Source organism: Streptomyces sp. NPDC051563 (assembly GCF_044454225.1).
Classification (GTDB): domain Bacteria; phylum Actinomycetota; class Actinomycetes; order Streptomycetales; family Streptomycetaceae; genus Streptomyces.
Genome location: NZ_JBITDL010000065.1, coordinates 1 through 14,429, shown reverse-complemented (window position 1 = coordinate 14,429; position 14,429 = coordinate 1). Strand labels below are relative to the sequence as shown.

At 73.7% G+C, this 14,429-nt stretch carries 12 protein-coding genes, 1 rRNA gene and 1 pseudogene; 2 read left to right on the top strand and 12 right to left on the bottom strand.

Annotated features, from left to right (window positions below; all coding sequences use genetic code 11):
* Window positions 1–111 precede the first annotated feature (111 nt).
* The 5 genes from ACIA8F_RS38875 to ACIA8F_RS38855 all read right to left on the bottom strand — a co-directional run bounded on the left by ACIA8F_RS38875 (window position 112) and on the right by ACIA8F_RS38855 (window position 5,339).
* Complete coding sequence (locus ACIA8F_RS38875; RefSeq protein ID WP_399385770.1) at window positions 112–1,191, bottom strand: glycosyltransferase family 4 protein; 1,080 nt, start codon at window positions 1,189–1,191, stop codon at window positions 112–114.
* Between the two features lie 187 nt (window positions 1,192–1,378).
* Window positions 1,379–3,106 carry a DNA repair protein RecN gene (gene recN / locus ACIA8F_RS38870; RefSeq protein ID WP_399385773.1) on the bottom strand — a complete coding sequence of 576 codons (1,728 nt, stop codon included), beginning with the start codon at window positions 3,104–3,106 and terminating at the stop codon, window positions 1,379–1,381.
* A gap of 166 nt (window positions 3,107–3,272) precedes the next feature.
* Window positions 3,273–4,259 (bottom strand): NAD kinase, encoded by a 987-nt coding sequence (locus ACIA8F_RS38865; protein ID WP_399385769.1) that lies wholly within the window; start codon window positions 4,257–4,259, stop codon window positions 3,273–3,275.
* On the bottom strand, window positions 4,256–5,071 hold the full coding sequence (locus ACIA8F_RS38860) for a TlyA family RNA methyltransferase (protein WP_243342072.1): 816 nt from the start codon (window positions 5,069–5,071) through the stop codon (window positions 4,256–4,258). Before ACIA8F_RS38860 ends, ACIA8F_RS38865 begins: the two co-directional genes overlap by 4 nt.
* Window positions 5,072–5,078: 7 nt before the next feature.
* A complete protein-coding gene (locus tag ACIA8F_RS38855; RefSeq protein ID WP_399385768.1) occupies window positions 5,079–5,339 on the bottom strand; it encodes a hypothetical protein in 261 nt (86 codons plus the stop codon).
* A gap of 65 nt (window positions 5,340–5,404) precedes the next feature.
* Here ACIA8F_RS38855 and ACIA8F_RS38850 point away from each other — a divergent pair, with 65 nt between their 5' ends.
* A complete protein-coding gene (locus ACIA8F_RS38850) occupies window positions 5,405–5,752 on the top strand; it encodes a sterol-binding protein (RefSeq protein ID WP_399385767.1) in 348 nt (115 codons plus the stop codon).
* 86 nt (window positions 5,753–5,838) lie between these two features.
* Here the strand turns inward: ACIA8F_RS38850 and ACIA8F_RS38845 are convergent, their stop codons facing one another.
* The 4 genes from ACIA8F_RS38845 to ACIA8F_RS38830 form a co-directional block, all read right to left on the bottom strand.
* On the bottom strand, window positions 5,839–6,687 hold the full coding sequence (locus ACIA8F_RS38845) for an ABC transporter ATP-binding protein (RefSeq protein ID WP_399385766.1): 849 nt from the start codon (window positions 6,685–6,687) through the stop codon (window positions 5,839–5,841).
* Window positions 6,684–7,685 carry a FecCD family ABC transporter permease gene (locus ACIA8F_RS38840; RefSeq protein ID WP_399385772.1) on the bottom strand — a complete coding sequence of 334 codons (1,002 nt, stop codon included), beginning with the start codon at window positions 7,683–7,685 and terminating at the stop codon, window positions 6,684–6,686. The genes ACIA8F_RS38845 and ACIA8F_RS38840 overlap by 4 nt, the downstream gene beginning before the upstream one ends.
* Before the next feature lie 71 nt (window positions 7,686–7,756).
* Window positions 7,757–8,803: a FecCD family ABC transporter permease gene (locus tag ACIA8F_RS38835; RefSeq protein WP_399385765.1), complete on the bottom strand. Its 1,047-nt coding sequence runs from the start codon at window positions 8,801–8,803 to the stop codon at window positions 7,757–7,759.
* A 147-nt stretch (window positions 8,804–8,950) separates the two neighbouring features.
* A complete protein-coding gene (locus tag ACIA8F_RS38830) occupies window positions 8,951–10,018 on the bottom strand; it encodes an HAD-IIA family hydrolase (RefSeq protein ID WP_399385764.1) in 1,068 nt (355 codons plus the stop codon).
* An 89-nt stretch (window positions 10,019–10,107) separates the two neighbouring features.
* Here ACIA8F_RS38830 and ACIA8F_RS38825 point away from each other — a divergent pair, with 89 nt between their 5' ends.
* On the top strand, window positions 10,108–11,379 hold the full coding sequence (locus tag ACIA8F_RS38825; protein ID WP_399385763.1) for a DUF1015 family protein: 1,272 nt from the start codon (window positions 10,108–10,110) through the stop codon (window positions 11,377–11,379).
* 70 nt (window positions 11,380–11,449) lie between these two features.
* On the opposite strand, the gene ACIA8F_RS38820 is transcribed toward ACIA8F_RS38825, so the two are convergent.
* The 3 genes and pseudogenes from ACIA8F_RS38820 to rrf form a co-directional block, all read right to left on the bottom strand.
* Window positions 11,450–12,292: a hypothetical protein gene (locus tag ACIA8F_RS38820; RefSeq protein ID WP_399385771.1), complete on the bottom strand. Its 843-nt coding sequence runs from the start codon at window positions 12,290–12,292 to the stop codon at window positions 11,450–11,452.
* A gap of 714 nt (window positions 12,293–13,006) precedes the next feature.
* Window positions 13,007–13,939, bottom strand: a pseudogene (locus tag ACIA8F_RS38815) (hypothetical protein); the annotation flags it as partial.
* A 203-nt stretch (window positions 13,940–14,142) separates the two neighbouring features.
* A 5S ribosomal RNA gene (gene rrf / locus ACIA8F_RS38810) occupies window positions 14,143–14,259 on the bottom strand.
* Window positions 14,260–14,429 lie beyond the last annotated feature (170 nt).

Genomic DNA, 14,429 nt, shown 5'->3' with positions numbered 1-14,429 from the left:
CCCCGGCACCGACCCCCAGCCGCAGCCAGCCCGCGCCCAGGCCAACCCCAGCCCCGCCGGCGCTTGAGGCGCAGGGGCCCGGGGACAGAGTCCCCAGACCCGCCGCCAGGGCTACCGCCGCGACGTCAGCTCGTCGTACACCGAGAGGACCTGCGCCACCGTGTCGTCCTCCGACGGCCACGTCGAAGCCTGGGCCCGCCCCGCCACCGCGAGCTCCCCCCGCCGCACGGGATCCGCCAGCAGCCCGGCCACCGCAGCGGCCAGCGCATCCGCCTCGCCGAAAGGCACGAGCACCCCCGCCGCCCCCACGAGCTCCGGCACGCCCCCGACCGCCGTCGCCACCAACGGCACCCCCAACCGCAGAGCCTCCTGCGCGAGCGGCGACCGCGCCTCCCACCGGCTCGGCAGCACCGCGACATCCGCCGCGGCCAGCAGCCGCGCGGCATCCCGCCGCCGCCCGAGCAACCGCACCGGCAGCCCTTCCGCCTGGATCCGCCGCGCGAGCTCCCCCCGCATCGGGCCCTCTCCCGCGATGACCAGCAGCGGCATCGGGTCCAGGCTCCGCCACTCCCGCGCCGCGTCCAGCAGGACGGAGTACCCGCGCCGTGCCACCAGGCTCCCGACCGCGATCAGCAACGGCCGCTCCACCGCTCCGAGTTCCGCCCGCACCTTCCCGTGGTCCGAGGCATCCGAGCCACCAGCGGGCTCGGCGCCCGCGACGGCCACGGCGACGGCCGCCAGCCGCGCGTCCCGCGCGCCCCGCAGCCGGGCCAGGTCGACCTGCGCGGAGGAGGCGCCGAGGACGATCGCCGCGGCCCGCGCGACGTGCCGTTCCAGCAGGAGGCTCAGGCGGCCGCTGCCGGGGCCGCCGCCGTGCCAGCTCACGACCAGGGGGATCCGCCGCCCGCGCAGGGCCAGCGCGGCGCGCATGCCGGCGCGTACGCCGTGCGCGTGCACCACGTCGGCCTCGACGCAGGCGGCCCGCAGCGCGCTCACCGCGTCCGGGGTGAACCGGGCCCCGGCGCCGGTGAAGTCGTACTCCCCCTCCGTCGCGACGGGTCCGCACACGGTGACCCGTACGCCGCGCGCGGCGAGCCCGGTGGCCAGGGACCGCACGTGCGCACCACCGCTCGCGCCGCCGAGCACTTGGACGGTGCGAAGGACGGGGACACTGACCGGGGAGCTGCTCACGGGCCGAAGCTCCAGGGTGAGGGGGGAAGGCAGGGACGTCGCCCAGAATGCCAGTCCGCACGCGCGTTCCGGGACCATACGGGTGCGGATCCCGTGTGAGAAACCGCAGCACCCCCCGGATCCTCACCCACACGGGCTAGCCGGACGTCAGCCCGCTGACAGAACAACGCCCGGAAGCACTCGGCCCCTACTCCGGACTCCGGGCCGCCGCGAGCAGTTCCTCCGCGTGCGCCCGGGCCGAAGCCGAGTCCTCGTGGCCGGCCAGCATCCGCGACAGCTCGCGGATCCGGGCCTCACCCTCCAGGACGGTGACGCCGCTGCGGGTCACGGACCCGTCGCTGGTCTTCTCGACGAGCAGCTGCCGGTCCGCGAAGGCGGCCACCTGCGGCAGGTGCGTGACGACCACGACCTGCGCCGACTTGGCCAGCTTGGCGAGCCGCCGCCCGACCTCCACGGCGGCCTTGCCGCCGACGCCCGCGTCGACCTCGTCGAAGAGGTACGTGGGCACCGGGTCCGAGCCCGCGAAGACGACCTCGACGGCGAGCATCACCCGGGACAGCTCACCGCCCGAGGCCCCCTTGGCGATCGGCCGCGGCTGGGCGCCGGGGTGCGGGGCCAGCAGCAGTTCGACCTCGTCGACGCCAGAGGGTCCGTACGCGACGAGCCGGCCGCCGACCTCGACCCCCTCGGGGTCCTCGGTCTGCCGGATGTCGATGGTGACCCGTGCGTGCGGCATCGCCAGGGAGGCCAGCTCCTCGGTGACCGCCGACGCGAAGCGGGTCGCCGCCTCGTTCCGTGCGTCCGTCAACGCCTGGGCCAGTGAAGAGAGTTCCAGCCGCAGCCCGTCGCGCTCCGCGGTCAGCTCGTCGATCCGCTCGTCGTCGCCGTCCAGCTCCAGCAGCCGTACGGAACCGCGTTCGGCCCACTCCAGGACGGAGTCCACCCCGCCCTCGGCGGATCCGTACTTCCGGATCAGCTGGGTCAGCGCCGCCCGCCGCTCCTCCACGGCCGCCAGCCGCAGCGGATCGGCGTCCAGGTCGTCGGCGTACCCGGCGAGTTCCCCGGCCACGTCGCCGAGCAGGATGCCCAGTTCCCCGATCCGCTCGGCGAGCGCGCCGAGCGCCGGGTCGTGGGAGCGTACGGATTCCAGTGCGCGGTGCGCCCCGGCGACGAGCGCGCCCGCGTCGACGCCCTCCGGGTCCTCGACGTTGCCGGCCAGGGCCGCGTGCGCGACCTGGGCGGCGGAGGACAGGGATTCGGCGTGTCCGAGGCGCTCCGCCTCCGCAGAGAGCTCGGTGTCCTCGCCCGAGAGCGGTTCCACGGCGGCGATCTCGTCGAGCCCGAAGCGGAGCAGATCGGCCTCCTGGGCGCGTTCCCGGGCCCGGGTGGTGATCTCCTCCAGCTCTCCGGCGACGGCGCGCAGCCTGCGGTGCGCGGCGGCGTACTTCTCCAGGGGGACGGCGACGGCGTCGCCCGCGTACCGGTCGAGGGCCTGGCGCTGCCGGGCGGGCCGGAGCAGGCCCTGCTGGTCGGTCTGGCCGTGGACGGCGACGAGGTCGTCGGCGAGTTCGGCGAGCAGGCCGACGGGCACGGAGCGGCCGCCGACGTGGGCGCGCGAGCGGCCCTCGGCGGAAACGGTCCGGCTGATCAGCAGGGCGCCGTCGTCGAGCTCGGCTCCGGCCTCCTCGGCGCGCAGCGCCGCGGGGGCGTCCGGGCGCATGACGATGCGCCCTTCGACGACCGCCGCCTTGGCCCCGATCCGCACCAGCGCGGGGTCGGCGCGCCCGCCGAGCAGCAGCCCGAGGCTGGTGACGACCATGGTCTTGCCCGCGCCGGTCTCGCCGGTCACCGCGGTGAAGCCGGGTGACAGCTCGACCACAGCGTCGTCGATGACTCCGAGCGACCGTATCCGCATCTCCTCAAGCACGGGACGACGATACCGAGGTTTCATGGGTGCCATGTGACGTCACCCGCCCGAACCAGCTCGAACAGTCATGCTATTTACGTACGCGCGGTGTACTGCACCAGACGCCGAACCGGGCAGCGATGCCGCCCGGCACCCGTCCAGCACCGGTCACCCTCTAGTGCGGAGCCCCGCGCCATCCCGACACCGGCAGCGCGAACTTCGCGACGAGCCGGTCCGTGAACGAGGCGTGGTGCAGCCGGGCGAGCCGCACCGGCACCGCCCCCCGCCGGACCTCCACGCGCGCCCCGGCCGGCAGCTCCACCGTCCGCCGCCCGTCGCACCACAGCACCCCGTGCGGGGTCCCGGTCTGCACCTCCACGGCCAGCACCGAGTCCGGCGAGGTCACCAGCGGCTTCGCGAACAGCGCGTGCGCGCTGATCGGCACCATCAGCAGCGCTTCCACCTCCGGCCAGACCACCGGCCCGCCGGCCGAGAAGGCGTACGCCGTCGAGCCCGTCGGCGTCGCGCAGACGATCCCGTCGCAGCCGAAGCCGGACACCGGGCGCCCGTCGATCTCCAGGACCACCTCCAGCATCCGCTCCGGGGACACCTTCTGGATGGCCGCCTCGTTCAGCGCCCAGTCCCGGTGCAGCACGTCCCCGTTGGTCCGCACGGTCACGTCGAGGGTCATCCGCTCCTCGACCTCGTAGTCGCGCGTCACGACCCGGTCCACGACCTTGTCCAGGTCGTCCCGCTCCGCCTCCGCGAGGAAGCCCACCCGGCCCAGGTTGACGCCGAGCATCGGCACCCCGGAGCCGCGCGCGAACTCCGCGCCGCGCAGCAGCGTGCCGTCGCCGCCGAGCACGATGAGCAGCTCGCACCCGTCGAGCACCTCCGGGGTGCACTCGGACTCGGCCACCAGCTCCACCTCGGGCGGCAGCGGCAGGTCCACCGCCTCGTGCCGCAGCACCCGTACGCCCAGCCCGCTGCGCAGCAGGCCCTGCACCACCAGCTCGGCGCTGCGGATGGCCGCGGGCCGCCCGGTGTGGGCGAGGAGGAAGACGGTCCGCTTCCCCGGCTCCGCCGGCTTCCCCGCCGCTCCCGGCTCCCCCGCCGTTCCCGACTCCCCCGGCCGTGCCGGGTCCCCCGAAAGATCACTCACTGCGGCCCCTCCGCCACTGCACGATCGACATCCGCCGGGTCGAGTGCCGGTGCCCCCGCCCGCAGCCACAGAAAATACTCGACGTTGCCCGAGGGGCCCGGGAGCGGACTCGCGGTCACCCCGAGCACGCCCAGGCCCAGCTTCCACGCCTGCGCCGCCACGTCCCGCACGGCCTCGGCCCGCAGCTCCGTACTGCGCACCACGCCACCGCTGCCGAGCCGGTCCTTGCCGACCTCGAACTGCGGCTTGACCATCAGCACCAGGTCCGCGTCGGGCGCGCAGCAGCGTACGAGCGCGGGCAGCACCAGCCCGATCGAGATGAAGGACAGATCGCCGACGACCAGGTCCACGGGCACCCCGTCGATCAGCTCCACCGTCAGCTCGCGCACGTTGGTGCGGTCCTTCACGGTGACCCGGTCGTCGCTCTGCAGGGACCAGGCGAGCTGCCCGTACCCCACGTCGACGGCCATCACGTGGTCCACCCCGGCGCGCAGCAGCACGTCGGTGAACCCGCCGGTCGAGGCGCCCGCGTCCAGCGCCCGGCGGCCCTCCACGCGCAGCCCCTGCGGCTGGAAGGCCGCGAGGGCCCCCGCCAGCTTGTGGCCGCCCCGGGAGACGTAGTCGGGGTCGCTGTCGTCCTTGAGGACGACGAGGGCCGCGCTGGTCTCGACCTGGGTGGCCGGCTTCGTCGCCGTGTTGCCGCCCACGGTCACCCGGCCGGCGGCGATCAGCTGCGCGGCGTGCTCGCGCGAGCGGGCCATGCTGCGGCGTACCAGTTCGGCGTCCAGGCGGCGGCGTGCCACTCCTGCCACGATCGGTTCAGCTCCTGTTTTCGTGCGGACGGGGGCCTTCGGTCGCGTCCAGCGCGGTGAGCGCGGAGCGCAGCCCCCTGTGCACATCCTCGTACACCTCGACGTGTCCGTCCGCCGGGAGGTGGTCCACGTCCGCCAGCCGCTCCAGTGCGGCGTCCGCGCCGGGGTGCCCGGTGGGGGTGCGTACGACGCCCAGCGCGGCCGGCCCGGCGGGCTCGGCGGGGGCTTCGTCCGGTTCCCGGACCGCGGCGGGCGCTTCTTCGCTCATGCCCCGACGCTACCGCGTAGGGCGCCCGCGACCGCGCACGGCTCTGCGGTACGGTCGGGATCACGATGGCTACGATCGAGGAGTGCCGTGCGGCACTCGACCAACTCTCCGACAACCTGGCGCGGGCCGAAGGCGACGTGCGCGGTGCGACCGCGCTCGACCGCTCGCTGAGCTGCCACATCACCGACCTGGACCGGACCTTCACGGGCCGCCTCGACGCGGGCCGGATCCGCGTGGACGCCGTGGCCCCCGGCCCGCCGGCCGCCAAGGCCGAGATCCGGCTCGCGATGACCGGCGACGACCTGGTCTCCCTGGTCGCCGGCGACCTGAAGTTCCCCAAGGCCTGGGCCTCGGGGCGCATCCGCCTGGAGGCCGGCTTCCGCGACCTCCTGAGACTCAAGAGCCTGCTCTAGATCCAGCCCCGCCGAATCCAGCCCCTCCGGCGTTCGAGGAGCCGGGGTCCGGGGGCCGGCCCCCGGCAACGGCGCCGCACCCGGCACTACTCGGCGCGAGCCACCACGCGAGCAACCCGCGCCGCGGGGACCACCAGCGGCGTCCCCGTCTCCGGGTCCGGGATGACCTGGCACCGCAGCCCGAACACCCGCTCCACCAGCTCCGCCGTGACCACCTCGGCCGGCGGCCCTTCCGCCACGACCTTCCCGTCCCGCATCGCGATCAGGTGGGTGGCGTAGCGTGCCGCGTGGTTCAGATCGTGCAGCACGGCGACCAGCGTCCGCCCCTGCTCCTCGTGGAGCTCCGCGCAGAGGTTCAGCACCTCGATCTGGTGCTGGATGTCCAGGTAGGTCGTCGGCTCGTCCAGCAGCAGCAGCGGCGTCTGCTGCGCCAGTGCCATCGCGATCCACACCCGCTGGCGCTGCCCGCCCGACAGCTCGTCCACCGCCCGGTCCGCGAGCTCGGCGACCCCGGTGGCGGCCATCGACTCCTCCACGATCCGCTCGTCCTCGCCCGACCACTGCCGCAGCAGCCCCTGGTGCGGATAGCGGCCCCGCGCGACCAGGTCCGCCACGGTGATCCCGTCCGGGGCGATCGAGGACTGCGGCAGCAGACCCAGCGTCCTGGCGACCTTCTTCGCGGGCATTGACCCGATGGCCTGACCGTCCAGCAGCACCCGCCCCTGCGCGGGCTTGAGCATCCGCGACAGGGCGCGCAGCAGGGTGGACTTGCCGCAGGCGTTGGGGCCGACGATCACGGTGAAGGAGTGGTCGGGGATCTCCACCGACAGGTTCTCGGCGATGACCCGCTGGTCGTAGCCGAGGGTCACGTTCTGCGCGGTCAGCCGCTGCACTTGCCTGCTCCTCTGGTTGCTCACACCGCTCCGGTTCCTCATATGCGCCCCGCCCTGCGCTCGGTGACGAGCAGCCAGAGCAGGTAGCAGCCGCCGATCAGCCCCGTCACCACGCCCACCGGCAACTGGTCGGCGCCGAAGGCCCGCTGTGCGGCCCAGTCGGACACCAGCAGCAGGAGCGCGCCCATCAGCGCGCCGGTCAGCAGGCTCGCCCCGGGCGAGCGGGTCAGCCGCCGCGCGAGCTGCGGCGCGGCCAGCGCGACGAAGCTGATCGGCCCGGCCGCGGCGCTGGCCGCGGTGGTGAGCAGGATCGCCGCCACCATCAGCAGCAGCCGGGTCCGCTCCACCCGCACCCCGACGGCGTACGCCGCGTCGTCGCCCATCTCGATCATCCGCAGGGCCCGGCTCTGGCCGAGGACCAGCGGGAACAGCACCGCGCAGGTCGCCAGCAGCGGCCAGACCTGTGCCCAGTCCCGGCCGGCCAGCGAGCCGGTCAGCCAGACCATCGCGCGGGTGGCCTCGACGAGCTGCGCCTTCGTCAGCAGGTACTGGATGACGGCGACCAGCATCGCGGAGGCGCCGATGCCGACGAGGACCAGCCGGTAGCCGTGGATGCCCTGCTTGTACGCGAGCAGGTACACGGCGATGCCGGCCACCAGCCCGCCCACCAGGGCTCCGGCGGCCACCTCGCCGGCGCTGCCGTGGAACAGCACGATGACCAGCAGCGCGCCGACGGCCGATCCGTAGCCGAAGCCCAGTACGTCGGGCGAGCCGAGCGGGTTGCGCGAGACGGACTGGAAGACGGCGCCGGCCATGCCGAGGGCCGCGCCCACCAGGGTGCCGACCAGGACCCGCGGCAGCCGCAGGTCGTTGACGATGAACTCGTGCGCGGGCGTGCCGTTGCCCAGCAGGGTCTGTACGACGTCCCAGGGCGCGATGTCGAAGTCGCCGGTGCCGATGAGCAGGACGGCCGTCGCCAGTACGAGCACCAGGAGCAGTGCCCCGGTGCCCAGGGCGCGCCGTTCCACGCGCAGGGACATCCCGCCGGGCAGGCGCACGGGCCGGGGCCCGGTCCGGCTCCGGCGCGCCGTGCCGGGTGCGTCGGTCGGTGTCACAGCTGGGCCATCCTCTTGCGCCGGACGAGGTGGATGAAGACGGGTCCGCCGATCAGCGCGGTGACGATGCCGACCTGGAGTTCGGCGGGCCGGGTGACGACCCGGCCGATGACGTCGGCGCCGAGCAGCAGGACGGGCGAGAGCACCGCCGAGTACGCGAGCACCCAGCGCATGTCCGGGCCGGTGAGGAACCGTACGAGGTGCGGGATCATCAAGCCGACGAAGACGATCGGCCCGCAGGCCGCGGTCGCGGCCCCGCACAGCAGGGTGATGGCGGCCATCGCGCCGATCCGGGTCCGCGTCAGGTGCGCGCCGAGCGCCCGCGCGGTGTCGTCGCCCAGGGCCATGGCGTTGAGCGGCCGGCCCAGGCAGAGCGCGATGACGGCGCCGGCCACCAGGAAGGGCGCCACCTGCCGGACGGTGTCCATGTTCGCGGAGGCGAGCGAGCCCACGGTCCAGAACCGGAGCTTGTCCAGCGCCTTGCTGTCCATCAGCTGCACGGCGTTGATGTACCCGACGAGGGCCGCAGTGGCCGCCGTACCGGCGAGCGCCAGGCGCACGGGCGTGGCGCTGCGGCTGCCGCCGAGCACGTACACGACCACGGACACGACGGCGGCGCCGAGGAAGGCCCACCACACGAACTCGCTCAGCGAGGCCGCCCCGAAGAAGCTGATGGCCGATACGACGGCGGCCGCGGCCCCCGCGTTGACGCCGAGGATGCCCGGCTCCGCCAGCGGGTTGCGCGTCAGGGCCTGCATGACGGCGCCGGACAGGCCGAGGCCGAGGCCGACGAGCACGCCGAGGAGGGTCCGCGGGATCCGCAGGTCCCGTACGACGACGTCGGAGGCGGTCCCGGAGTAGTGGAACAGGCCGTGCCAGACCTCGTGGAGGGGCATCTGTTTGGCGCCGACGGCGATGCTCGCCACCACGACCAGCGCGAGCACGCCGGAGGCGGCGAGCAGACCGGCGGCCCGCGCGCCGTGGCGCGGGCGGGTGGCGGCGGCCTGCGCCGCGCTCGGTTCGGGGGGACTATCGACCAACACGAAAGTTAGGTTAGCCTACCCTCCACCCTGCTCGGCTCCACCGAACAACCCCCCGACCAGCCCGCCGGCCAGCCCGCCGGCCAGGCCCCCGACCAGGCCTCCGGCGCCTGCCTCCGGCCCCCGCCCGCCGCCCGCGCGGACCCAGACCTACAGCCCCAGCCTGGCCAGCGCCTTCCCCGCGTCCAGCCCGCAGGAGCCCTCCCCCGCCTGCGTCCAGGCCGCCGCGCACAGCGCCCGCAGCCCGTCCATCGCACCGTCGCCGCCGGCCGGCTCGGATTCCTCCCCGCCAGGCTCCCCGCGCAGCTCCAGTACGCCGTCCAGCGCCACCGCGGTCCAGTCCCCGCAGCGGAACCCGCCCCCGGCCGCCGCCACCACCTCCGGCTGACCGGTGAGCAGCCCGCGCAGGTCCCGGTCCACGTACGTCGGCCGGTACTTCGGCTCGGCCCGCAGCAGCTGCGCCGCGTCGGCCACCCCGGTCAGCACGAGCAGCGAGTCCACGTCGCCGTTGAAGGCACCCTCGATGTCGGTGTCCAGCCGGTCGCCGATCACCAGCGGCCGCTTCGCCCCGGTCCGCAGCACCGTCTCGCGGTGCATCGGGGGCAGCGGCTTGCCCGCCACCTGCGGCTCCGTGCCCGTGGCGATCCGTACGACCTCCACGGCGGCCCCGTTGCCCGGGGCGATCCCCCGCGCACTCGGAATCGTCAGGTCGGTGTTCGAGGCGTACCACGGCACCCCGCGGTTGACGGCGTACGCGGCCTCCGCGAACCGCCCCCACGGCAGATCGGGTCCGCCGTACCCCTGGACCACCGCGGCGAGCCCCTCCTCCTCGGCGGAGTCCACGGGCACCAGCCCGCGTTCGCGCAGCGCGACCCGCAGCCCCTCGCCACCGATCACCAGCACCTTGGCACCGGGCTCCACCTGTTCGGCGATGAGCCGGGCCACCGCCTGCGCGGAGGTGATCACCTCGCCCGCCTCCGTCGGGATCCCCAGTTCGCTCAGGTGCTCGGCGACCGCGTCCGGGGTGCGCAGCGCGTTGTTCGTCACGTACGCCAGGTGCATCCCGCCGGCCCGGGCCGCGGCGAGCGAGTCCACGGCGTGCGCGATGGCCTCGCCGCCCGCGTACACCACCCCGTCGAGGTCCAGCAGAGCCGTGTCGTACGCCTGGTGCAGACTCCGCTCGCTGCCCGCGGGAATGGTCCTGCTGTGCCGGGTCATGGGTGTCGGCTCCTCGTGCGATCGATCTTGTCCGGTTTCCGTACTCCCCCGATCATCCCGCATGGCGAGACGCGTCTTACGATTCACCAATGACCACATCTGGCACCGCGGACCATGGACTGCGCCTGATCCCGTTCCATGGCCTGCGCTATGTCCCCGAGCGCGTCGGCAGCCTGGCCGCCGTGACCTCGCCGCCGTACGACGTGGTCGTGCGCCCCGACGGACTCAACCACCTGGAGTCCGCCGACCCCCACAACATCGTCCGCCTGATCCTCCCGCAGGCCGACACCCCCGCCGCCCGCAACCAGCAGGCGGCGCACACGCTGCGCGACTGGCTCGCCGAGGGCATCCTCAGCGCCGATCCCGTACCCGCGCTCTACGTCTACGAGCAGCGCCGGGGCGAGCTCCTCCAACGCGGGGTCATCGGGGCCCTGGCCCTCTCCGCCGCCGACGCCGGGATCGTGCTGCCCCACGAGGACGTCATGCCCCACGTGGTCACCGACCGCGCCGGCCTGATGCGCGCCACCTCGGCCAATCTCGAACCGCTCCTCCTCACCTACCTCGGCGAGGACCCGGCGGTGGGCGCCGCCGCGGTCATCGAGCGCACCGCCCGCTCCACTCCGCTGTTCTCCACCACCACCGAGGACGGCTTCCAGCACCGGCTGTGGGCCGTCACGGACCCCGCGGACCTGGCGGCCATCACCACCGACCTGGGCGACCGCCAGGCCCTCATCGCCGACGGCCACCACCGCTGGGCGACGTACCTGCGCCTCCAGGAGGAGCACGGCTCCCCCACCCCCTGGGACTTCGGCCTGGTCCTCCTCGTCGACACCGCCCGCTACCCGCTCCAGGTCCGCGCCATCCACCGGCTGCTCCGGCGCCTGGCCCCCGCCGACGCCCTGGCCGCCCTCGACGGCCGGTTCCGGGTCCGTACCGTCGACGGCCCGCTGCCCGCGGCCATGGCGGCCCTGGCGGAGGCCGCGGAGCTCGGCAACGCCTTCCTGCTCACCGGCGACGGCAGCTTCCACCTGGTCACCGACCCGGAGCCGGCCCTGATCGAGCGCACGGTCCGCGGCGACCGCCCCGAGGCCTGGCGCCGGCTCGACGCCACCGTGCTCCACGCGACCCTGCTGGACACGCTGTGGGCCGTCCCCGACGCCCCCGACCAGATCTCGTACATCCACGACACCGAGGCCACCGTCGAGATGGCGGAGCGGCTCGGCGGCACGGCCGTCCTGCTGCACCCCGTACGCGAGGCCGTCGTACGGGACCTGGCCCGCCAGGGCGTGACGATGCCCCGCAAGTCCACCTCGTTCGGCCCCAAGCCGGCCACCGGCCTCGTCCTGCGCAGCGTGGACTGACGCACGCCGGTCCCCGGAGAACGAAAAAAGGGCGGTACCCCCATCGGGGGTACCGCCCTTCTCAGCTCACTCAGCCGTCGTCGCGGACTCCGGCCTCACGACGCCCGTCGTCCTGACGGTCGTCGTCCTCGTCGAGAACGACGATCTCGTCGGTGACGTCCACGTCGGCGGCGACGTCACCTTCGTACTCGTCGTCGTCCTCGTCGTAGTACTCGGCCTGGTCGGAGGCGCGCTCGGCCGCCACGACCTCCGGGTCGTCGTCGTCCTCGTCCTCGTCCTCGTCGTCGAACTCGTCCTCGACGTCCGTGTCCCCGTCGACGTCCGCGTCCACGTCCGCATCGTCGGCGGAGGCGTCGACGAACTCGACGCCGTCCAGCTCGGCGAGACGGTCGGAGGCGTCCGTGGCCCCCTCCTTGTCGGCCTCGAGGGTCTTGGCGAACCACTCGCGCGCCTCGTCCTCACGACCGGCGGCCAGCAGCGCGTCGGCGTAGGCGTACCGCAGACGCGCGGTCCAGGGCTGCACGGAGTTGGAGGCCAGCTCCGGGCTCTGCAGGGTCACGATGGCGGCGTCGAGCTGGTCCATGTCCCGGCGGGCACCGGCCGCGACGAGACGCATCTCGACCTGTCCGGCCTTGTCCAGCTTCTGCACCTCGGGCTCGCCGGCCATGGCCAGCGCCCGCTCCGGACGGCCGAGGCCGCGCTCGCAGTCGGCGATGACGGGCCACAGCTCGACCGAACCGGTCATCCGCTTGGCGGCGCGGAACTCCGCGATCGCCTCGGCGTACTTCTGGTTGGCGTACGCGGCGAAGCCGGCGGCCTCGCGCACCGCGGCGACACGGGAGGCCAGACGCAGGGCGATGCGCGAGTACGCGTACGCCTGCTCCGGGTCCTCGTCGATCAGCCGGGCCACCATGACCAGGTTCTTGGAGACTTCCTCGGCCAGGCCCTTGGGCAGGCTCAGCAGCTCCTGGCGAACGTCGGAGTCGATCTCGAAACCGGTGACGTCCTCGTCGATCGGAAGCCGCTTGACCGGGTCACGGTCGGCCCGGAAGTCACGGTCGCCACCGCGGTCGTCACGGCCACGGAACCCACCACGGTCGCCACCCCGGTCATCGCGACGGGGGTACGAGGGACGGTCACCGCGGTCGTTGCCGCGGAAGCCGCCGCCGGAGGGGCGGTCACCACGGTCGTCACGACGGGGGTACGAGGGGCGGTCGCCACCGGAGGGGCGGTCATCGCGACGCGGGTACGAAGGCCGGTCGCCGCCGCGGTCATCGCGACCGCCACGGAACCCACCGCGGTCGTCATCACGGCGGGGGTACGACGGGCGGTCGCCGCCGGAGGGGCGGTCGTCACGACGCGGGTACGAAGGCCGGTCACCGCCGCGGTCATCGCGACCGCCACGGAACCCACCACGGTCATCGTCACGACGCGGGTACGACGGACGGTCACCGCCACGGTCGTTCCCGCGGAAGCCACCACCGGAGGGACGGTCACCACGGTCGTTGCCACGGAAGCCACCACCAGCGGGACGGTCGTCACGACGGGGGTACGAGGGGCGGTCGCCACCGGAGGGGCGGTCATCGCGACGGGGGTACGAAGGCCGGTCGCCGCCGCGGTCGTCACGACCACCACGGAACCCACCGCGGTCGTCATCACGGCGGGGGTACGACGGGCGGTCGCCGCCGGAGGGGCGGTCGTCACGACGCGGGTACGAGGGACGGTCACCGCGGTCGTTGCCACGGAAGCCGCCGCCGGAGGGACGGTCACCACGGTCGTCACGACGGGGGTACGAGGGACGGTCGCCACCGGAGGGGCGGTCATCGCGACGCGGGTACGAGGGACGGTCACCGCGGTCGTTGCCACGGAAGCCACCACCGGAGGGACGGTCACCGCCACGGTCGTCACGGCGGAAGCCGCCGCCCGCGGGACGGTCGCCACCGGAGGGACGGTCGTCACGACGCGGGTACGAGGGACGGTCACCGCGGTCGTTGCCGCGGAAGCCGCCGCCGGAGGGGCGGTCACCACGGTCGTCGCGGCGGGGGTACGACGGACGGTCGCCACCGGAGGGGCGGTCATCGCGACGCGGGAAGGAGGGCCGGTCGCCGCCGCGGTCGTCACGACCGCCACGGAACCCACCGCGGTCGTCATCACGACGGGGGTACGAGGGGCGGTCGCCGCGGTCGTTGCCGCGGAAGCCGCCGCCGGAGGGGCGGTCACCACGGTCGTCGCGGCGGAAGCCGCCACCGGTGGGACGGTCCCCACCGCGGTCGTCGCGACGCGGGAAGGACGGACGGTCGCCGCCGGCCGGACGGCCACCACGGTCGTCACGGCGGAAGCCACCGCCGGAGGGACGGTCGCCACCACCCGAGGGGCGGTCGTCGCGACGCGGGAAGGACGGACGGTCGCCGCCGCCGGCCGGACGGCCACCACGGTCGTCACGGCGGAAGCCACCGCCGGACGGGCGGTCGCCACGGTCATCGCGACGGAACGGCGGACGGTCGCCGCCACGGTCGTCACGGCCCCCGCGGTAGCCGCCCCTGTCACCGCCGTCGTTGCGCCGAGGCTCGCGCTCCGGACGATCGTCGGGAGAGTTGGACATGGGTGTGACTCCTGTCTTCGGGGTACCGCTAGTCATTCTCGCGCAACCAACCCATGGCCGCGCTTCGGCGTAAAGCTGCGTGAAGCTACGTAAAGCTCCGGAAAACAAAAAAGACCCCTGCTCCAGCGTTGAACGCTGGACCAGGGGTCCTTTGAAAAATTGTTCGGCGGTGTCCTACTCTCCCACAGGGTCCCCCCTGCAGTACCATCGGCGCTGAAAGGCTTAGCTTCCGGGTTCGGAATGTAACCGGGCGTTTCCCTAACGCTATGACCACCGAAACCCTAATCGGTTTCGAGCGAACAAGCACACTTTGTAGTTATGTTCTAGCTCTAGAAACCAGCAACAGTTCGTTGCTTCAGAACTAACACAGTGGACGCGAGCAACTGAGGACAAGCCCTCGGCCTATTAGTACCAGTCAGCTCCACCCGTTACCGGGCTTCCACATCTG